Genomic DNA, 18,603 nt, shown 5'->3' with positions numbered 1-18,603 from the left:
CGCTGCAAAACAGTAGCGAAAGAATCCCTGCATCTTCCAGAAGTCATTGAAGCTCTGAAGGTGGCACGCTTACCAACCCCAAAACCTTAGAACGGTTTAACGCTGTCAAAAAAATGATAACCTCACTTGCCTAGTGGTCTGTCAAGTGTTAATTTATGGGTTGAATGGGAGCGAATTTTGAGGCTAATCAAGGCGGATGTTCCCGCGCATAGCAGCGCTACGTAAGGGGTTATCCAACGAAGAGTAGCCTCAAAAGTCGCCGCAGGCAACCCCTAGTTTTAGCCTTGACAGACCACTAGTCTCCAACGTTGCAGTTTCCTTACCGGTAAATCACCTGCCGTAACGCTTTCCAGTGCTTTTTCGTCATCCGTCCGGGAGTAAACAGACAGATACCCGCCGCGCCATTATCCATAGAGACCTGCACTGCCGCTCCCAACTCCTCCGGGATCAGGCCGTGGTTTTCCGGGTCCGGCTGCCGGGCCTTGCTCTTCGGGTCCGGGCAGATGAACAAACCGCTGATAAGCGAAGCCCGGCCGTCAAGTGCTTCCACACCCTCTGCTGTCATCTCGCCGATCCATTCCACATCTTCCAGGTAAAAATCATTGTAGAGCATGGGGAAGACCTGATCAAGGTCCCATTGGTCCCATTCCTGCCGCACGATACGCTTGGCTACGGAGTGCGGTCCCGGGAAGACGGCAGCGTTGATGCGCTTGTCCTTAGCATGCACCTGCTCGGCCAGCCGGTTGACAATACTCGTAATCAGATCGTAACGGTACTGCTTCCAGGCTTGTACCTGTGTGGGGTCTTCCACCGATTGGATATCGATGCCGCTCTGCTCCTCGAAGCCTGAAGTACAGCGGTCGCAGTAGCAATAATCGTACTTGGGGTACTCTTTATCCATCACCAGGCCGTACTTGTCCCACAGCCCGCGCGCCAGGATGACGTCCGGGAAGCGGATGTAGTCGAGGTGTACCGCAGCTACCTGCTCCACTTCAGCGACACTCGTGTACAGCTCCTCCAGAAATTGGTATACGCCGGGTTCATTCGGGCACAGGAAAGTATAGTACGGCACATAAGCAGGCTTGTCATAAGCCGACTCCCCGGCCCGGTTGACAGCGTACCATTCCGGCTTGAGTTCGGGGCGGGGCTTTTGCACCATAGTGGGAATCCAGGCGTGGAGCCCGAGGCCGGCGGCTTGCGCCAGTTTCCCAATGCGCGCGTAGTCAGCCGGGTCCTGTCCGCCGTTGTACATGAGGGTGTCCACCCCTTTGGCTTTCCAGCCGCTCAGGGTTTTCAAAACCTCATCGTCGGTTTTGTCATTCAGCCCGCCGTCCCAGGCATAGACCGGGATTTTGCTGGCGCTGGAAGTCGGGGAGAGGGAAGAACAGCTTTGCAATAAGCCGATGCTGAGCAACAACAAGCCCAGGAAAAGGGTAGAGGGTAACCGCATGATTTGTTTTTTGCCTGCCAATATAGGGAAAGAAAATTTTCATCGCCGACAATGCAGTTTTGATCTGTCCCCGTAAAGACATCAATCCCGTACAGTCTGCCTTTTTCCCTTCGGTCTGCTTATATTTGAATCCAATGTGTTTTAAATACTGTACCACTTATGCATATCGCCATCCTCGGCAACGGCATTAGCGGCATTACCGCTGCCCGTTTTTTACGGAAGCTGACCGACCATCAAATAACGGTGATTTCGGCAGAAACCGATCACTTCTTTTCCCGCACGGCACTGATGTATGTCTACATGGGGCATATGCGGTACGAAGACATCAAACCCTACGAAGACTGGTTTTGGGAAAAAAACCGCATCGGGCTGAAGCGGGGATACGTGGAGCAGATCGATTTTGAGCAAAAACAGCTGCATTTCCGTAAGGGCGATCAGTTGGGATATGACAAGCTCATCCTTGCCCTTGGCTCCACCCCCAATAAGTTTGGCTGGCCGGGGCAGGACCTGCAGGGCGTGCGGGGGCTGTACAGCTATCAGGATTTGGAATACATGGAAGCGCATAGCGAGGGATTGAAACGCGCCGTCATCGTGGGCGGCGGGCTGATCGGCATCGAAATGGCAGAGATGTTCCACTCCCGCCACATTCCGGTCACCTTTTTAGTAAGAGAATCTGCCTATTGGAATGCCGTGCTGCCCAGGGAAGAGTCGGAAATGGTGACCCGCCACATCCGGGAGCATGGCATCGACCTCCGCTTGTCCACCGAGCTGAAGGAGATCGTGGACGATGGGGAAGGGAGGGCTTGTGCGGTGATCACCGGTGCGGGGGAACGGATTGATTGTGGCTATGTGGGCCTTACGGCGGGCGTACATCCCAGCATCAGCTGGCTGAAAGAAACGGCTCTGGAAACGGACAAGGGCATTTTAGTCGACGACTACCTGCAGACCAATCTGCCGGATGTCTATGCAATCGGCGACTGTGCACAAATCCGAAACCCTAAGCCTGGCCGGCGGCCGATCGAAGCCGTTTGGTACACCGGGCGCATGATGGGCGAGACGGTGGCGCATACCATCGGTGGGCAGGCTGTGGAATATGACCCGGGCATCTGGTTCAACTCCGCCAAGTTTATGGATATCGAATACCAAGTGTACGGCGATGTGAGCGGCCGTATGCCAGACCACTACGCCTCAGTCTATTGGGAGCATGCTGATGGGCGCAAGAGCATCCGCATCGTGTACGATCAAAATACAGAGGAGGTCGTGGGCTTCAACCTGATGGGCGTGCGGTACCGCCACGAAGTCTGTGAGCAGTGGCTGTTGCAAAAGGCATCTGTTGAAGCGGTCCTCCAAAACCTTGGGCTTGCTAATTTCGACCCCGAGTTTTACCAACAGTTTGAGCGCGAAGTGGTGGCGCAGTACAATCAGCAGACGGGCAGGCACCTAAAGCTGCGGCAAAAGCGGGGGCTGTCTCGGGCCCTGGCTTTCCTTAGGGGGCGGGCTTAGTACTTTTTATTTCAAACCGATCAATAATCATCCATGCATACTTTACAAAAAATCGGACTGGCACTCTTTGCGGCGGCATTACTGCTGTTTACTGCAACCCTGGGGTTGGAAAAATACGAGCTGTCGGAGGCGCGGCTGAGCAATGCCATTGACAATACGTATCACGTGGATGCCATCGTTGCGGCCGCTAAAGAGGAAGGCATTCTGGGCAACAACTATGCATCAAGTTTCAGCTTTGTGCCGGTGGTGGAAGATTTGTTCCGGGAAGCAGGGGCAAACTTAAAGACTACGCCCCCGGCCAACTTCCCGGCAGATGGCAACCGTGCCGATTACGAGCTGCCTTCCTGGAAAGCCAAAAACTACCTCCTGCCGGTGGTGAAAAAAGCCAGTACAGGGCCTGTTTCCGCTCAGCCGGTATTGTTCTGGTGGCTGACCGTTGGGCTGGGGATACTGGGCGGGCTGCTGTACATACTGCCTAAGTTCAATCTCATTCCCGGCATTAAGCACGATCACCTTTACCACCGCAGCCTCACCCGGGGTTTGCGCCTGAGTGTGCGCGGCTTTTTCCTTGGAGCTACTATTTTGGGTGTGCTGGTGTACGGCATTTACTACATGGGCAAAGACTATTTCTGGCCGGGCATCACGGTGCTGATCGGACTGTTGATCACCGGGCTGGTATTTTGGGTGCAGCGTTCTGCCTGGCGCACCCCGGCTAAGTCTGCAGCACCGGACATTACGGGCTGGCTGGGCGTAGGGGCGGGCTTGTACCTTATCGCTTTTTATGTGCTGCTGTACTGGTCGCCTCAGCACATCATGAGCTGGATGCTTCTGGCAGATCCGCTGAGCTACACTTTGAATGGGGGAGAAGCCAGTCAGTGGTTTCTGTACGGCATGCTGTACACCCTGGTCATCCTGGTCATGGGCGTGCGTATGTTTGCCAAGTACATGCACAACAAATATCAGCAAATCCGTACGGCATCGGTGATGTTTTTTCAGACGGCCTTTGCGTTTCTGATTCCGGAAATATTAGTGCGCCTCAACTATCCGTATTACGACTTTAAGAACATCTGGCCGCTCAACTACACCTTCTTTTTCGACTGGAACCTGGACAACCTCATCAACAGCGGGGGGCTGGGCATTTTTATGCTGGGTTGGGGCATTGCGCTGATTGTACTGGGCGTGCCCATCATCACCTATTTTTACGGTAAGCGCTGGTACTGTTCCTGGGTGTGCGGCTGTGGAGGGCTGGCCGAGACGGTGGGCGATCCTTACCGGCAATTGTCTGACAAAAGCCTGCGCGCCTGGCAGTACGAGCGTTGGATTATCCACGGGGTCCTGGTCTTTGCCGTGATCATGACCATGGGCGTGCTTTATTCCTACCTGCCCAAAAATGAAGTATGGTTCAGCCGGGGCAACTTCCTGCTGCTTATGATATTCACTTTAGCCGGCGCCATGGGCTACGCCTGGTACCGCTGGCGGAAAGGAGGCGTGGACATCGGTGCTGCGGGCATGTATGTGGGGCTGGGCGTTACCGTCCTGCTCATCGGTATCTCAGGCTACCACTGGGCAACGGAAAGCGAGCAGTTTTTCTTTCTCAGCAGCGGAGAGACCCGTCAGTGGTATGGCTTCCTGATTGGGTCAGCATTTGCAGGCGTGGTGGGCACTGGGTTTTACCCCCTCATGGGCAACCGGGTATGGTGCCGGTTTGGCTGCCCGTTGGCTGCCTATCTGGGCTTGGTGCAGCGGTTCAAATCTCGCTTCCGCATCACCACCAACGGCGGGCAGTGCATCTCCTGCGGCAATTGCTCTACCTACTGTGAAATGGGTATCGATGTGCGCTGGTATGCGCAGCGGGGGCAGGATATCGTACGGTCGTCTTGTGTAGGCTGCGGCGTCTGCTCGGCGGTCTGCCCGCGCGGTGTACTCCGGCTGGAGAACAGCAGTGTGGATATTGATGAGCGGGCTACGGAAGTGCGGGCGCTGCACATTTCGGAGGAGCGTGGGGTGGAGTTGTATTAAAGGTTTATGCAGGTTATTATGGTACAGTACTCCCAGTCAGGAGTCTTGTTGGTGCCTACTGCTGATCTCTAAGACAACGATGGCTTATTGGGGTAAGCAATGTTTTGAAAGTAAGAACTAATCCCTCGGGATAAATGTTAAAATGTGGATTAAAACGCTTACTAATGGCAGTAACAATAGAGAGTAATTCAAAGGAGATAACGATCAAATTACCTATAGATTCCAGCTTGGAAGATATCCAACAGATTCTAAAGTACTTTACTTACATTGACTTAGTAGGCAAAAGCAAGGCTAAACAGGAACAAATTGATGAACTGGCAAAGGAGGTGAACAAAGGTTGGTGGGAGCGGAACAAGGATCGCTTTAAAGGCAAGCCAGGATTTGAGGATATCGTATGAATCCCTAGAGAGAAATGAGAAGATCCTTTGTTCTGGATAGCAATATCATATTCTCAGCTCTTCTTAATAGCAAGAGCCCGTTAGGGAAGTTTATTATTACATCAAATATTGACAAGGTTAAGTTTTACGCGCCTGAGTATTTGTCCATTGAGATAGAAAGGCATTTTCCTAAGATCATCCAGATATCAGGTATGGAGGAAGCCGAAATCAGGAGACTGTTACTGGTTCTTTTTGATAAGATTGAGTTTGTATCTGACCAAATAATCCCCTTTGAGTTTTATGCAAAATCCGTGCCTCTGGTAAGAGGTGTCGATATGGATGACTTAGTTTTTGTAGCGCTGAACGAGTATTTGGATTCAACCTTATTGTGGACAGGAGACAAAGAGTTATACTATGCTTTAGAGAACAGAGGGTACAGTAAAGTGGTCAACTTCGAAAAGATAAAAGAGCTGTTTGATATTGATTGAAGTGGGACCTTGTCATTTTTGTTTTATGCTTTAACAGAGGGTACAAACGGTCTCCCTAGCCATTGCCTGTACTTCTGAATTACAACATCATGGGTGATATGGTTAGCAGGGTCTGCACTTTCGGTAATGGCTTGCTCCAGTTCCGCTTGTTCTGTTTCGCTGAGTTCATCCCAGAAGTCCGTATCTGATTTGACCCGGTTGCCAATGAATTCAGTAACCAGTTTCTTGAGCTCCTCCAGGGATTCGACATCATCAATATTGGCTATCATCTCTAATATTCCACCTTTGATTTCTAAACTGCTCATATACGGACCATTTAAGTGGTTTTTGCTGTACTTAAACTTTACAACTTTGAAGAACAAGTTTTCTGATAAATCAGTTTCGAAATACCTTCTTTAAGCAGAAAAGCCAGGCTGCTTTCAAAAATAGACCTTAACCTGAGCACTAAGCCACCAGGAAACGCCATTCCAAAAGCAACCTGCCTCCATTCTTTAATCCGCCGTACGAATCACCGTAGACCGCTGAATCCAGCAAGGCACAAAAAAGGATTCACCCGCTTTGAGGTTGCGGATGAAGACATCTTCCCGGTTCGGCATATACTGCCGGTAGCGGCTGATGAATTTATTGGCTTCTTCGCTTACAGAGGGGTCTACCTGTTTGGCCTTCTGCCAGGCATCAATAGCCGGCCAGGTGACGATTTGGCTGTCCCAGCCCCGTCCAGGGCCACAAAGCGGTCCACTTGAAGCATACAACCGGCCGATGAGGATATAGGGCTCGCCCCAGTCCCCGCGAATTTCCGCAGCACGCTCCGCCCACTGCCGGGCTTTGGGGAAGTTGCGCAGATGGACCTCGTAGATTTTGGCATTGTTGATGGCGTACTTGGCCTGCTTTTCGACGGATTCCTCCTCTTCAATCGCTTTCTCAAAGGCGACGATGGCTTTGGCATACTCCGCTTCCCGCAGATAGATGTAGGCCGAATCGGCCTTGCCTGCTTCCGGGCGGCAGTTTTCGTTGCCGATGCGGATCAGTTGTTTCATGCGCTCGTCATCGGTGGAGCATTCGGCAAACTTCAGGCGGCTGTAGACCGTACGCACCACATCGCAATCGGTAGGATTGGCCTCAAAGTCGGGATAGTACTTGTCCATGTAGTAATCACAGGGGTAAAAGCCTTTGACCGTTTCGAAGTACTCCAGCCGTACCGGTGTATACTCTTCGATGATCTGCCAGCGCTCGCAGGCGGTGCCTTTGCAGTCTTCCAACCCTTTCTCAATCATGGCCCGGAGTATGCCCTGATAGTGATAGGCTTCCTCCTGCTCTATTTGGCCGGCATCGTACAAGTCGACCAGCAGGGATGCCATTGGGTTGACTACAAAGTCCGGTGCGTCCAGGCTATCCTGATCAATAGCCGACTTGAACATGCTGTATATTTCTTCTTTAGAGGCCCGGTCGCGGTATTTATAGAACAGGTCAAAAGCCTTGCGCCCCTGAATATAGCCGCCTTCCGGATAGCAGCGGTCGATCTCATCGTAAATGCTGAAGATCGTGTCCACATAGGCGTTCTTCAGCGCCTCATCCTGGGTTTGGCTGATGAAGTATTCGTAGAAACGGATGCCATCGGCATAAACGGTGTTGCGTTGCCCATCGGCTGCGGGAGCTACAGCATAGACCTTTTTCCACAATGCAAACGCCTGATCCCAGTCGCCGGCCCGCAAAAAGTCACGGTAAAGCACGTAGTTGGTCTCCGCATCGTCCGGGCTTGGCGCGTCGCGGAATTTGGGGCAGGGGCTGAGGTCCTCCTCCGGTTCCGGCGCGGGTGCAGGAACTTCAGTCGTCGTTTCGGTTACAGGCTCTGTCGTCTTAGGCGTACAGGCAGCGGCGAGCAGAAGCAGTGCCGCGAATGCCCACCAGCGTTGATTCATTATCATTATCCCTTTGATTTTTGCTGAAACATACGCAAAAATAAAGAGTTTATCGGGACGGTCTGATGGATGTTGGGGATAGATTTCCCACCTAAGCCATTTTGAATGCTGCCTGCCCTTTACCTGAGAATGGCAATTTCCCCGGTTTGAACCTGCTCTTCTCCCTGACAAACCCATTGCAAGGCATACTGCACCACACCGGCGTTCACGGGCTCTCCCCGGTAGAAACCATCCCAGCGCTGAAAGGGGTCTTGGGTGGCAAAAATACGGTTGCCCCAGCGGTCATAGATTTCAAAGGTCAGCAGCTCCGGTATAGCGTAAGGGTTGCTGATGCCATAGGTGTCATTCAGCCCATCGTTGTTGGGCGTGAAAGCCGTCGGCAAAAAGATGGTATTGCAATCCAGATCGTCCGGGTCAATTACATTGAAGATGATGCGGTCGCGGGCGATACAGGAAGTAACGGTATCAGAAATGGAGACTTCATAGCTGAGCTCACCGGCTTCGGTTGGGGTGATGACCGGCGTTGCCGCAAATGGGTCAGAAACGCCATCGGTAGGCGACCAGCTGAAGACCGTACCGCAGGTTTTGCTCAACTCCACATTGAAGTCATCTCCCAGAAAGAGGTTGACGATATTGGCGTCCCGCTCGATACGGTCCGGGGCCTCGTACAATTCGCGGACCTCCAGTTCATTCAGGGCCCGGTTGTATACCCGTAGCTCGTCGATCAGCCCGTTGAAGGGGAATTCCGTAGCATTTTTACAATCGCTGTCGCCGATGATGAGGTCCCCATCGTTGTTTACATTGATGCGCTCCAGGGTGCTGAATACATTGATGAGCTCCCCGTTGAGGTGCAAGCGTACCCGCCCGCCCTGCCGTACGATCGTCAGGTGTTGCCAGCAGCCCGTATTGGTGATTTGGTGGGTGGCAATGGTCCTCCGGTCATTGGTTTCGAAGAAAAATGCGCTGATGGTCCGGCTGGAAGGCGTGTAGATAATGTAAAATTCATTGCCGCCGAAGCAGCTGGGGCTGCGCTTGGACAAAAGGTACTGCGTACCGGCCCCGCCCCGTGGCTTGAAATAAAAGCTGACCGAGACATCCTCATTGTCAAACTCATCGTTGACCGGGCCGCCCAGAATGACGATCTCATCTTCCTGCCCGTTGAAGGAAATCGCTTCGTTTTCCGCCCCGCAGGTGTAGTAAGGGTTGCCGGTAATGGCTCCGGTGTTGGCTGTATTGCCGGTGGCATCGGTGGTACTGCCGTCAAAGCGGTAGTGCGCTACAAGGCCAGCTGTGGTTTGAGCAGCAAGCTGGGCAGCCAGCGCCAAAATAAAGGTAACAGTGATTGGGATCGTCTTCATGTACAGATTGCTTTTCATCCAGTATCTAACGGAAATGCCGGTTTGATATTTTGGGCTACCCAAACAGATTGCCCAAATTACCCATGCCGGGAGGCAGCATGTTCTTTACCATTTCCTGAGTGGCTTCGGCCTCTTTTGCGGCAGCGGCAGACAAGGCTTTGTTGGTGGCGTCTAAGACCAGGTCCTGCACCATTTCCACATCCTCCCAGTCCAGCTTTTCACGGTCGATCTGAATATCTGTAATCTCCCGGTTGGCATTAGCGACCACTTTTACCGCGCCGCCCTGAGCCGTGCCTTCCACCATAATTTCTGCCAGTTGCTGGCGCATCTCTTTTTGGCGTTCTTCCATATCGCCGAGCATGTTTCCAAACATCGTTCTGATCATTTTTAATCCGGGCACAAAGGTAGGTAAATCTCATGAGGTTTACGTTAGCCTGCCTGCGAATGCTGGTCCCCCCGGCTTTGAGCATATTTGGCTGGCTTTAAGATAAAGGAGTATGAGCATGCTGCAAATGAACATTCTGCAAAGTAATTTCTTTCCTTAGCGTATCAAATTACCGTTGCATCATGAATCCGAGCGCCCGGAAAGCTGCTGAAAAGCTGTTTCGCTTTTTCTTCAACCCATCCTTCCGGCACCGGTTCGAGCGGGTCATTCTGGGGCTGTCCATTGGCAGTTTTCTCCTGCACCTGCTGCTGATTTTTCTGCATGACCTGCAGTGGGTGGACTTCGGGCAGTCAGCAGATGAGCTGTTCATCAGCCCGATTACAGCGATTTACACGCCCTTTTCTTTTATCCTCGTCTTCGAGGTGTATATGTTGGTATACCACTTGCCTGATTCTTTTACCATTTCCATCGGCAAGCAGTATGAAATCATTTCCCTGATCGTCGTGCGGCGTATCTTCAAGGATATTTCCAAGCTGGATATTTCAGAAAGCTGGGGCATCAGTTATCGCAACCAACTGCTGGCAGCGGATATGCTCTGTATTTTGGTCCTCTTTGGCCTGATTTTCTGGTTTTACAAACTGCGGCAGCAACGGCCCCGGCTCAAACAGCCTTCTAAAATTGATGAGTTTGTAGTGAAGAAAAAGGGCATCAGTGGCATACTGGCCCCAACGCTCTTCGTACTGGCCATTTACAGCTTTGGCACCTGGATACTTGACTTGCAGCAATTCAATATCGGGCAATTGGAGGAGCTGCCTGATATAAATAAGGTGTTCTACAACGAGTTTTTCACTCTGATGATCCTCTTTGACGTGCTCATCCTGATGATTTCCCTGCAGTATACCGATAATTACAGTCAGCTCATCCGCAACGCCGGCTTTGTGATTTCAACGGTCCTCATCCGCCTGTCTTTTACGGCCGAGGGGCTGTTCAATCCGGTGCTGATCACGATCGGGGTGCTGTTTGGTACGCTCATGCTGGCCCTGTACAACAAAATGGGGCGGCTGGAGGCTGATCGCGCCAATGAATCCCGGGAGCTCACTTAATCAACACAACGCCTTTTTGAGTGTTACGCATAGCGTATGGCAATGACAGAGATACAAGAACAACTGGAGCAGGAGTATCAGCGATTTGTGGAGTTTGGCCATTTGCTGGACCGCAAAATGCGCCGCTACCTCGTGCACTACCTTCAGAATAAGCTGGAGCCCGGGCGGCACATCATTCCAGAGTTGAATGACCAATACTATGCTTATTTTCAGCAGGCACTGGATGAGCTGTTCTCCATACCGGGGCTGCTGGACCTGGCAGAGGGCAATGCCAAAATTACCAAACAGGTGGTGCTGGATATCCTGCGCTGGCTGCGCAAATCCTATGATAAAGCCCGTGCTAAGAATCCCTATGAGGACGAGCTGCAGCGCCTGGAAGGCTGGGCTATAACCCCCATGCATGTCTTTGTGCGCCGCTGGCCGAACCTGCCTACTTTTCTGCGCACGCAGTACAGCCGGGAGGAGATTGATTCGAATTTCTATCAGGACCGGTTCCAGCAGTTGATTGGGAACAAGGCTTTCGATGAACTTAACGCTGATGAAAAAGCTGGTGCCGAACGCCTACTCAAAGATGTGCTCGCTCAGTGGGATGCCCGCCTGCATGCGAAAATCCTGGACTTCCAACTCAAAAAGCTGGACGAGGAAAAAGAAGCCTTCACCGCACTGGTGGAAAAAAAGGTGGATGAATACCAAAAGCTTTATGAGCTGGTCTCGCCCTTTTCGGACTACTTAGGCTGGGATATGTCCCGTGAGCTCTGGGAAGAAACCTCCTTCGATATCCTGGAGCAGTACAATGAGCTGCTGGAAGATGAGCGCTCCCTGAAGGAACTGGCAGAAATGCTAGGCCGGATGCGGGAGGCGGAAATCGAAATCGAGGAAGAAACCTTCGAGAAAACCATCATCCGGCAGGAATGGGAAGTAGACGAAACGGCAAAGGCCGAGATCGTCGGCGTACACGAAAGCGACGACCTCAACAACCTCCTGAGCGCCGAAGCCAGCTTGCTTGGTGATGAAGATACAGAGCTGCTCTTCCTGAAAAAATACGCCGACAAAAACCTGATGACCTTCCGCTACGAAGACCGTAAACTGGTGCGCAGCGAGGATCAGCTCACCGAAATCAACCAGCGGGTGCGGCAAAAAGAGAAAGGGCCTTTCATCGTATGTGTGGATACGAGCGAGAGCATGACCGGCCGCCCGGAACAGATTGCGAAAGTCCTGTGCATGGGCATTCTCAAAATGGCGATCAATGAGAACCGCAGAGCCTACCTGATCAACTTCTCAAGGGGCATCAAAACCCTGGACCTTTACAATATCGCCGACTCCATCGATGAAATTGCCGCCTTCCTGCGCATGTCCTTTTACGGAGGTACGGATGTCAGCCTGGCGCTGTATGAAACCATCCGGCAGCTCAAAGGCAACGACTACGAAGATGCCGATGTGCTCATTATTTCCGACTTCATCATGTACAAAATCGACGATGACGTGCTGCGTGAGGTCCGCTTTTTTCAGCAGAACAAAGGCACGCAGTTCCACAGCCTCACGCTCAGCAAAGAGGCCAACCCGGAAGTCCTGGAGTTTTTTGATACCAACTGGGTGTACAACCCCAAACAAAAGGGCATTATCCGGGAGCTGACCGCAGGACTGCAGGATATTCGGCACTGATAATTTTTGTGCGGCATTAAACCCCTGTTCATTTTGAAAGTCTTACCTTCAAAACGAACAATTTGCAAGCCACATTGACAGCAGCAACCGACGAACAAATCCTGGTCCTTTTGCAGCAACCCGACAGCCGGGAGCAGGGTTTCCGCCTGTTAATGTCGGTATACCAGGAACGGCTGTACTGGCACATCCGCAAGATGGTCGGTACCCATAGCGATACGGATGATGTGCTGCAAAACTGCCTGATCAAGGTGTTCCGCAACATCCATCGTTTCGAGGGTAAATCACAGTTGTACACCTGGCTTTACCGCATCGCGACCAACGAGGCGCTGACCTTTCTGAAAAAGGCACAACGCCGCGCTACCGACTCCATTGACGGGCAGGCTGCTGTGTTTGAGCTGCAGGCAGAAGCTTCGGTTGACGGCGACAAGCTGTTGCAAAAACTAGATGCGGCAATCGAGGCATTGCCTGAAAAGCAGAAGCTCGTTTTCCGGCTGAGGTATTACGAAGAGATGAGCTATAAGGATATGTCGGTCAGGCTGAAAACCTCACAGGGCGCACTTAAAGCTTCTTACCACCATGCTGTCCGGAAAGTGGAGGCTGCATTAAAAGAGGGACTATGAAAGAAAAGGAAAATATACAGCAAGAGCTGGACCAGCATGCACCGTTGCTTGCGGAGGTCCGGAAAAATAAGGGACCGGTGCCGGAAGGCTATTTTGACACCCTGTCTGACCGGGTGCTGGCGGCTGCAAGCGAGAAGCAGACATCACCTCTCCAGGTTGTGCACACCAAAAGAGACCAAAAATGGACGCGCGGGCTTAAGATTGCTGCAGCTGTAGCCGTTTTGGCGGTGGCAGCGGCCGGGCTTTGGCCATTTGGAGCTTCTGATTCAGAGCAAACAGTTAGCCTGGCAGATTTAAAGCGAGAAGAAGCAGCGGCCTACATCCATTCCAACATCCGTAATTTTGAGCTGAGCCTGATGCAAGAGGCAGACCTGTTGGATGAAGCAACAGTGGAAAACATGGATGTTTTGCCGCAACTGGAGGAAATCCCGCTGGAGGACTACCTGGAAGACCTGGAGTACGAGGACATTGAAGCTTACTTTTAACCCGATCAATCCAAAGCACATGAGAAATAGCAATCGATTATTGTTGTTAAACCTGCTACTGCTCGTTGGCACCATAGGTTATGCCCAGCCCGGCCGCCCGTTCGATATGAGGAACGGCCCCCGCAATGAACGGGTGGAGGCTGCCCGAGTGGCCTATATCACTCAGCGATTAGGTTTGACCACTCAGGAATCTTCAGCCTTTTGGGCCCTCAACAATGAATACGAGACTGCACAAAGAGCCATTGAGGAAAAATATAAGCCGGACGTTGCACCCGGGCAGATGACAAACGAGCAGGCGAGCAGGCACCTGGAAGACCGCCTGAAGGCAGAAACCGAGCTACTGGACCTTCGGAAAAAATACCACGCCCGCTTCCGGGAGGTCCTCCCTCCGCGAAAGCTGGTCCTTTTCCAGCAGGCGGAGCGGGAATTCCGTCTGGAGTTGCTCAAGAAAGTACGGGAAAACCGCCGTCCCGGAGGCCGGTTTTAAACCATTATCAAAGTAAAATCAGCAAGCGCCTGCCCTGAACTTCGGGGGAGGCGTTTTGTGCTTTAGCGGTGTGCTTATGAGCCGGGCACATATTCGTTGTTTTTTGATATCAAAAAATAAATATATGTGGTTTATGATAAATTAAAAGTTTTTTTATCTGATTTATCCTGGTTTTGTCGTTAAAAATTTGCCACTTCCTTTTCAAAACCTACCGTTCCATTAATGGCCATGAATGCGGGTGTTAAATTCTGGCTTTTCCGGAGAAGAATTCCATATCTTTAAAATAATTGTAATGCACAAATCATTATCCTAAATAAGCCTGCACCGAAATAAGCAGATCGACCATGTATCCTGAAAACGAATTTCATTTCCACAAATCTACGATTCAGCAGTTGTTGCAACGGTACGAAGCGCAATTTAGCATGGATCATCACGCTTACTTCGAAGAAGCGGCTTACCTGCAAATCATCAGCTACTTTGAGACGGACCATCAGTATTCTAAAGCTTTGGAAGCTTCTGAGCGGGGTATGGAGCAGCACCCTTTATCAATAGACCTGCTGCTCAAGCATGCGCAGCTTTTACTTGATAACTCAGCCGTTGAAGCGGCTTTTCCATTCCTGGAAAGAGCCCGTGTCCTGTCGCCCGGTGAAATTGAAGTGGAGTTACTTTACGCAGAGGCGCTAATTGTAAACCACCAAACGGAGGAAGGTTTTCGGATACTGGATTTTCTGAGAGAAGAAGCCAATGATGAGGAAATGAGCAGCATTCTTTTGGTGGAGTCTCTGGCTTACGAGCAGGAGGAGTCTTACGAACGAATGTTTTATACCCTCCGCGAAGCTCTGCTTGTGGACGCTTCCAATCAGGCTGCATTGGAGCGCATTGGCATCTGTGTGGTGCAAAGTAAGAAATACGAAGAGAGCATCGCCCTCCACGAAGCCCTGCTAGCTGAAGATGCTTATCAGGCACTGGCGTGGTACAACCTTGCACAGTCTCGCCTGTACATTGGCAACTACGAAGGTGCTATTGAAGCCTATGATTTAGCTTTTACCATCGATGAGGATTTTCTGCAGGCCTGCCGGGATTGTGCTGACCTCTGCCTGGAACTGCAACAGTTCAACCGCGCGCTAAAGTACTACATGGAACTTCTGGAACAGGAGGGATCTGATGCGGACAGCGACCTGTACATTCAAATCGGGCAGTGCCACCTGAGGCTCAACTGCCCACAAGCCGCAGTGACTTTCTATATCCGGGCAGCACAGCTGGACCCGCTGAATGATGAGATCTTTTTCTCAATAGGGGAGTGCTACGCGGCTGAGGGGCAGTGGATGAATGCCATTCAGTACTTTGAAAAGGCGATTGAAGTGGAAGGAGAGCAGGAAGAATATTACGCCGCGCTTGGCGAGGCCTACTTCAATATGGGCAATACGGAGATGGCTGTCGAGCACCTCGAGGAAGCGATCGCGCTGAACGAACTCGAAGCCCGGTATTGGATACTGCTGGCGACCTTCCTCATGGAAAACGGTCAGGCAGAAGCCGCTATGGACGTACTGGAATCCGGAATGGAAGCGGTGCCAGGAACAGAGATCCTTTATTGCCGGATTGCCTGCTTATTCGCGATCGGGCAGCGCAATGCAGCACTTTACTGGCTGGGAGAAGCACTTCAGGAGGATTTCGGGATGTACCCTTCTCTCTTTGACCTGATGCCAGACCTGCAAGCGGACAACGAGGTCATGGCCATGATCAAAAACTTTGCCCTCTAGCGCTAATCCGCTGAGAATTAGCTCCGGGCAATCTGATACGCATGAACGGCCGCGCCAACCGTACCTGCTGCGTTACGTAGTTCAGCTGGTTTGACAGGAACTTTCACGTCAATAACTTCTTCGAATTTACTGAACTTCTTGCTGGCCCCTCCTCCCAGAATGATCAAATCGGGGTTGACTACCCGGGCAAGATAGTGCAGGTATTCGTTGAACCTTTCGCCCCATTCCGTCCAGCTTAAGTCATTGATCTTACGGGCTTTGCTCGATGCATAAGCTTCTGCGATGTCGCCGTGCAGCCGCATGTGGCCGAATTCGGTATTGGGGACAAGTTTACCGTTGATGAACATCGCGGAGCCCAGTCCGGAGCCTATTGTAATTAAGACAACCACGCCAGTTTGCCCCTTGCCAAGGCCGAAGCGCATTTCTGCCAAACCGGCCGCATCCGCATCGTTGAGCACCTCTACCGGGTTGTTGCACGCCAGGGAAAAGGATTCAATCACATTCTTTCCAACCCACTCCTTGCTGATATTAGCCGCAGAATGCGCTTCACCTTGTTTAATGATGGCAGGGAATCCGCAACCGATGATGCCTTTGTAGTTATGCATGCGAACCAGCTCCGCGAACGTTTCAGACACCGCTTCGGGGGTAGCCGGTTGTGGGGTTTCCAGCCGGAGCCGCTCGGTTTGGAGGGCACCGGTAGTGACGTCTACTACAGCACCTTTAATGCCGGAGCCACCTACGTCTACGCCCAAAATAAGATTACCTGTGTACATATGTTTTTCATTTTTCCTGCATAAAAGCCTTATGGGGCCTTAGGTTCGAATGAGCAAACCGGAGCCCCGAAACTCGGGGGGTACGGTTTCCCAGTTGAGTGGTGACGGCTCGCTTATCGGATGAGCCGTATCTTCATTTTCAGGTCCTCTTTGGGGCGGTCTCTTGGGTCTGTAGGCACTGCTGCCAGTTTGTCCAAGACTTCAAAGCCTTCCACGACTTGCCCAAACACCGTGTAGTCCCGATCGAGAAATGGCGTGCCTCCGTGCTCCAGATAAGCTTCCTTTTGGCGGGTCGTATACCTAAAGCCTTTCTGTGCTTCCAATTGAGCAAGGTCTTGTTCCGTCACGTTGCGCCCGTGTACAATATAAAACTGGGAACCGGAGGACCGCTTTTGCGGGTTCACTGCGTCACCAGTACGTGCTGCAGCTATAGCACCCTTGATATGGACCAGGGAGTCTACAAACTCTGCAGGGATGGTATACCCCGGGCCACCGGAACCCAATGCCTGCCCAGCGGGGGCATCCTTCGACTTGGGGTCGCCACCTTGTATCATGAAGTTTTCGATGACCCGGTGGAAAAGCAGCCCGTCGTAGTAGCCCTCCTGTACCAGTTTGACGAAATTGTCTTGATGCTGAGGGGTCGCATCGTATAGTTCTACGAGCATACTACCGTGTATGGTTTCAATTTCGACCAGGCAGATTGCTGGCGGGGCAATAGAAATTGCTTTTTCGGTCACCCTCGCCTTGCCCTTTTCATTGATGGCTTTTAAGGAGATGGTGTAGTTGCCGGACTGCCGGTAAGTATGACTGGGTTCTGCCCGTTCGGAAGTGTTGCCGTCTCCGAAATCCCACTCGTAAGCCGTGGCGTTTTCTGACTGATTGTCAAAAACGATGGGGGAGAGCACCTGCGTTTCGCCCTCCAGTGTGAAATTGGCCACCGGCCGTGCACAACTGCTCAGGATAATGGCCAGCACTACATAGAATAAAGGTGTCCTTTTCATCAATCAACCAATTTTACAGTCATGCGGACATCTCTGACCGGGCGGTTAGCCTGACCAGTCGGTACCGCAGCAATTTTATCAATTACATCCAGCCCTTCCACGACTTCACCAAAGACGGTGTACTCGCCGTCAAGTACGGGAGAACCACCGACTTCAAGATAGCGCTGCCGTTGCTCTGGTGTGTAGTTTTTACCAAAGTTTTGCTCCAGGTTGTCCATGTTTTCCTCTGTGAGTGGCTTCCCGTCCACGATGTAGAACTGAGAACCTGAGGAGTTGCGCTGTGGGTTTTGCCGGTCACCCAACCGCGCTGCAGCCAATGCGCCTTTGAAATGGAGCGCGCCGATTTCAGCAGGCAAAGTGTAGCCAGGGCCGCCTTGCCCAAGCATCTGATTTGGGCCTGCCGTTTTAGAGTCCGGGTCGCCACCCTGAATCATAAAGTCCTGAATGACCCGGTGAAAAAGCAGGTCATTGTAGAAACCTTCCTTCGCCAGCTTGATGAAGTTGTCGCGGTGCTCCGGCGTGGAATTGTACAGTTTGACTTTCATATCACCATATTCGGTGCTAATAACAGCGTAGGTGAAGCCATCACCTTTCGGTGCGCATTGCAAAAGGCCGGTTGAAACAGCCAGCGTAGTAAGGAAAATAAGAAGGTAACTTTTCATAAATTTGGTATTATTCGTCTTCTAATCCGCCATTTTCCAGTTCAAGTTCCCGGAAGTATTGAATGGCATATGCCTTGAGTAAGGTTTCCTGAGCTTTCAGCCCCTGCGCTTCCACCGGGCGCCGGAGCTCGTAGTGAGGCCAGCCGTCAGCATCTCTGCCCTTAAAGGCATAATGCCCGCCGTAACTCAGCAGCCGGCATACCGCGATATGCATCAGGTCCTGCTTTTCTTCTTTGGTGAAGGCTTCCTGCCAGCGCCCCAGCTCTTGAATGCCAATCAGGAACAGTATCGCATTAAGGTCCGGAAGGTCTGCCCGGTCGAAGGTTTTCTTGACCAGGTGCCTTACACGCAGCCACTCATAATCCAGCTCCCACTCCTTCATGTCATTTTTTTGAGGCGTAAATATACTTTACACGATTTGGTTTTGTGCTACAGAAAACCTGCAATAATTGAATTATACTGACGATTAAGTGGTTTGCCACAGCAAACCTACTCAATGTCAGATGCTATGTTTAGCATCTGAGCAAGTTCTTTGAAAATTTCATAGATTA

19 protein-coding genes are annotated in these 18,603 nt (G+C 51.6%); 10 read left to right on the top strand and 9 right to left on the bottom strand.

All coding sequences use genetic code 11. From position 1 onward, the window contains the following. Positions 1 to 319 precede the first annotated feature (319 nt). A complete protein-coding gene (locus MRY86_RS18220) occupies positions 320 to 1,450 on the bottom strand; it encodes a hypothetical protein (RefSeq protein ID WP_293566365.1) in 1,131 nt (376 codons plus the stop codon). A gap of 159 nt (positions 1,451 to 1,609) precedes the next feature. On the opposite strand from MRY86_RS18220, the gene MRY86_RS18215 reads away from it, so the two are divergent. The 4 genes from MRY86_RS18215 to MRY86_RS18200 all read left to right on the top strand — a co-directional run bounded on the left by MRY86_RS18215 (position 1,610) and on the right by MRY86_RS18200 (position 5,837). Next, complete coding sequence (locus MRY86_RS18215; protein ID WP_293566366.1) at positions 1,610 to 2,953, top strand: FAD-dependent oxidoreductase; 1,344 nt, start codon at positions 1,610 to 1,612, stop codon at positions 2,951 to 2,953. Positions 2,954 to 2,986: 33 nt separating this feature from the next. After that, complete coding sequence (locus MRY86_RS18210; protein WP_293566367.1) at positions 2,987 to 4,972, top strand: 4Fe-4S binding protein; 1,986 nt, start codon at positions 2,987 to 2,989, stop codon at positions 4,970 to 4,972. 164 nt (positions 4,973 to 5,136) lie between these two features. Further along, a complete protein-coding gene (locus tag MRY86_RS18205; RefSeq protein ID WP_044220215.1) occupies positions 5,137 to 5,370 on the top strand; it encodes a hypothetical protein in 234 nt (77 codons plus the stop codon). Between the two features lie 14 nt (positions 5,371 to 5,384). Then, positions 5,385 to 5,837 carry a PIN domain-containing protein gene (locus MRY86_RS18200; protein WP_044220218.1) on the top strand — a complete coding sequence of 151 codons (453 nt, stop codon included), beginning with the start codon at positions 5,385 to 5,387 and terminating at the stop codon, positions 5,835 to 5,837. Positions 5,838 to 5,860: 23 nt separating this feature from the next. Here the strand turns inward: MRY86_RS18200 and MRY86_RS18195 are convergent, their stop codons facing one another. The 4 genes from MRY86_RS18195 to MRY86_RS18180 form a co-directional block, all read right to left on the bottom strand. Then, a complete protein-coding gene (locus tag MRY86_RS18195; protein ID WP_293566368.1) occupies positions 5,861 to 6,142 on the bottom strand; it encodes a hypothetical protein in 282 nt (93 codons plus the stop codon). A gap of 186 nt (positions 6,143 to 6,328) precedes the next feature. Beyond that, positions 6,329 to 7,762: a hypothetical protein gene (locus tag MRY86_RS18190; protein WP_293566369.1), complete on the bottom strand. Its 1,434-nt coding sequence runs from the start codon at positions 7,760 to 7,762 to the stop codon at positions 6,329 to 6,331. 113 nt (positions 7,763 to 7,875) lie between these two features. Continuing rightward, positions 7,876 to 9,114 (bottom strand): LamG-like jellyroll fold domain-containing protein, encoded by a 1,239-nt coding sequence (locus MRY86_RS18185; RefSeq protein WP_293566370.1) that lies wholly within the window; start codon positions 9,112 to 9,114, stop codon positions 7,876 to 7,878. Positions 9,115 to 9,169: 55 nt separating this feature from the next. After that, a complete protein-coding gene (locus MRY86_RS18180) occupies positions 9,170 to 9,487 on the bottom strand; it encodes a YbaB/EbfC family nucleoid-associated protein (protein ID WP_293566371.1) in 318 nt (105 codons plus the stop codon). 194 nt (positions 9,488 to 9,681) lie between these two features. Between MRY86_RS18180 and MRY86_RS18175 the strand changes: the two genes are divergently transcribed. The 6 genes from MRY86_RS18175 (at position 9,682) to MRY86_RS18150 (ending at position 15,616) form a co-directional block, all read left to right on the top strand. Next, positions 9,682 to 10,602, top strand: a complete 921-nt coding sequence (locus tag MRY86_RS18175) for a hypothetical protein (protein WP_044220232.1) — start codon at positions 9,682 to 9,684, stop codon at positions 10,600 to 10,602. Positions 10,603 to 10,644: 42 nt separating this feature from the next. Further along, complete coding sequence (locus MRY86_RS18170) at positions 10,645 to 12,264, top strand: VWA domain-containing protein (RefSeq protein WP_293566372.1); 1,620 nt, start codon at positions 10,645 to 10,647, stop codon at positions 12,262 to 12,264. Between the two features lie 62 nt (positions 12,265 to 12,326). Next, positions 12,327 to 12,884, top strand: coding sequence for an RNA polymerase sigma factor (locus MRY86_RS18165; RefSeq protein ID WP_293566373.1), 558 nt, complete (start codon positions 12,327 to 12,329; stop codon positions 12,882 to 12,884). Then, the gene (locus MRY86_RS18160; RefSeq protein ID WP_293566374.1) at positions 12,881 to 13,369 is read left to right on the top strand and encodes a hypothetical protein; all 489 of its coding nucleotides are present in this window, start codon (positions 12,881 to 12,883) and stop codon (positions 13,367 to 13,369) included. Before MRY86_RS18165 ends, MRY86_RS18160 begins: the two co-directional genes overlap by 4 nt. 19 nt (positions 13,370 to 13,388) lie before the next feature. Continuing rightward, positions 13,389 to 13,856, top strand: coding sequence for a hypothetical protein (locus tag MRY86_RS18155; protein ID WP_293566375.1), 468 nt, complete (start codon positions 13,389 to 13,391; stop codon positions 13,854 to 13,856). A gap of 344 nt (positions 13,857 to 14,200) precedes the next feature. Beyond that, the gene (locus MRY86_RS18150) at positions 14,201 to 15,616 is read left to right on the top strand and encodes a tetratricopeptide repeat protein (protein WP_293566376.1); all 1,416 of its coding nucleotides are present in this window, start codon (positions 14,201 to 14,203) and stop codon (positions 15,614 to 15,616) included. Between the two features lie 17 nt (positions 15,617 to 15,633). Here MRY86_RS18150 and ppgK read toward each other — a convergent pair whose 3' ends face one another. From ppgK to MRY86_RS18130, 4 genes are all read right to left on the bottom strand, one after another. Next, positions 15,634 to 16,389, bottom strand: coding sequence for a polyphosphate--glucose phosphotransferase (ppgK, locus tag MRY86_RS18145; protein ID WP_293566377.1), 756 nt, complete (start codon positions 16,387 to 16,389; stop codon positions 15,634 to 15,636). A gap of 113 nt (positions 16,390 to 16,502) precedes the next feature. Then, on the bottom strand, positions 16,503 to 17,390 hold the full coding sequence (locus MRY86_RS18140; protein ID WP_293566378.1) for a peptidylprolyl isomerase: 888 nt from the start codon (positions 17,388 to 17,390) through the stop codon (positions 16,503 to 16,505). Next, complete coding sequence (locus tag MRY86_RS18135; protein ID WP_293566379.1) at positions 17,390 to 18,052, bottom strand: peptidylprolyl isomerase; 663 nt, start codon at positions 18,050 to 18,052, stop codon at positions 17,390 to 17,392. The genes MRY86_RS18140 and MRY86_RS18135 overlap by 1 nt, the downstream gene beginning before the upstream one ends. Positions 18,053 to 18,062: 10 nt before the next feature. After that, complete coding sequence (locus tag MRY86_RS18130; protein WP_293566380.1) at positions 18,063 to 18,434, bottom strand: hypothetical protein; 372 nt, start codon at positions 18,432 to 18,434, stop codon at positions 18,063 to 18,065. Positions 18,435 to 18,603: the final 169 nt, after the last annotated feature.

Source organism: Phaeodactylibacter sp. (assembly GCF_022763345.1).
GTDB lineage: Bacteria > Bacteroidota > Bacteroidia > Chitinophagales > Saprospiraceae > Phaeodactylibacter.
Note: the sequence above shows the minus strand (reverse complement) of the source record. Positions and strands in the feature narration are given on the sequence as shown.

Excerpts from the sequence above, each read along its gene's own strand:
- MRY86_RS18220 (WP_293566365.1), bottom strand. The coding sequence starts at position 1,450 with ATGCGGTTACCCTCTACCCTTTTCCTGGGCTTGTTGTTGCTCAGCATC.
- MRY86_RS18215 (WP_293566366.1), top strand. The coding sequence starts at position 1,610 with ATGCATATCGCCATCCTCGGCAACGGCATTAGCGGCATTACCGCTGCC.
- MRY86_RS18210 (WP_293566367.1), top strand. The coding sequence starts at position 2,987 with ATGCATACTTTACAAAAAATCGGACTGGCACTCTTTGCGGCGGCATTA.
- MRY86_RS18205 (WP_044220215.1), top strand. The coding sequence starts at position 5,137 with ATGGCAGTAACAATAGAGAGTAATTCAAAGGAGATAACGATCAAATTA.
- MRY86_RS18200 (WP_044220218.1), top strand. The coding sequence starts at position 5,385 with ATGAGAAGATCCTTTGTTCTGGATAGCAATATCATATTCTCAGCTCTT.
- MRY86_RS18195 (WP_293566368.1), bottom strand. The coding sequence starts at position 6,142 with ATGAGCAGTTTAGAAATCAAAGGTGGAATATTAGAGATGATAGCCAAT.
- MRY86_RS18190 (WP_293566369.1), bottom strand. The coding sequence starts at position 7,762 with ATGATAATGAATCAACGCTGGTGGGCATTCGCGGCACTGCTTCTGCTC.
- MRY86_RS18185 (WP_293566370.1), bottom strand. The coding sequence starts at position 9,114 with ATGAAGACGATCCCAATCACTGTTACCTTTATTTTGGCGCTGGCTGCC.
- MRY86_RS18180 (WP_293566371.1), bottom strand. The coding sequence starts at position 9,487 with ATGTTTGGAAACATGCTCGGCGATATGGAAGAACGCCAAAAAGAGATG.
- MRY86_RS18175 (WP_044220232.1), top strand. The coding sequence starts at position 9,682 with ATGAATCCGAGCGCCCGGAAAGCTGCTGAAAAGCTGTTTCGCTTTTTC.
- MRY86_RS18170 (WP_293566372.1), top strand. The coding sequence starts at position 10,645 with ATGACAGAGATACAAGAACAACTGGAGCAGGAGTATCAGCGATTTGTG.
- MRY86_RS18160 (WP_293566374.1), top strand. The coding sequence starts at position 12,881 with ATGAAAGAAAAGGAAAATATACAGCAAGAGCTGGACCAGCATGCACCG.
- MRY86_RS18155 (WP_293566375.1), top strand. The coding sequence starts at position 13,389 with ATGAGAAATAGCAATCGATTATTGTTGTTAAACCTGCTACTGCTCGTT.
- MRY86_RS18150 (WP_293566376.1), top strand. The coding sequence starts at position 14,201 with ATGTATCCTGAAAACGAATTTCATTTCCACAAATCTACGATTCAGCAG.
- ppgK (WP_293566377.1), bottom strand. The coding sequence starts at position 16,389 with ATGTACACAGGTAATCTTATTTTGGGCGTAGACGTAGGTGGCTCCGGC.
- MRY86_RS18140 (WP_293566378.1), bottom strand. The coding sequence starts at position 17,390 with ATGAAAAGGACACCTTTATTCTATGTAGTGCTGGCCATTATCCTGAGC.
- MRY86_RS18135 (WP_293566379.1), bottom strand. The coding sequence starts at position 18,052 with ATGAAAAGTTACCTTCTTATTTTCCTTACTACGCTGGCTGTTTCAACC.
- MRY86_RS18130 (WP_293566380.1), bottom strand. The coding sequence starts at position 18,434 with ATGAAGGAGTGGGAGCTGGATTATGAGTGGCTGCGTGTAAGGCACCTG.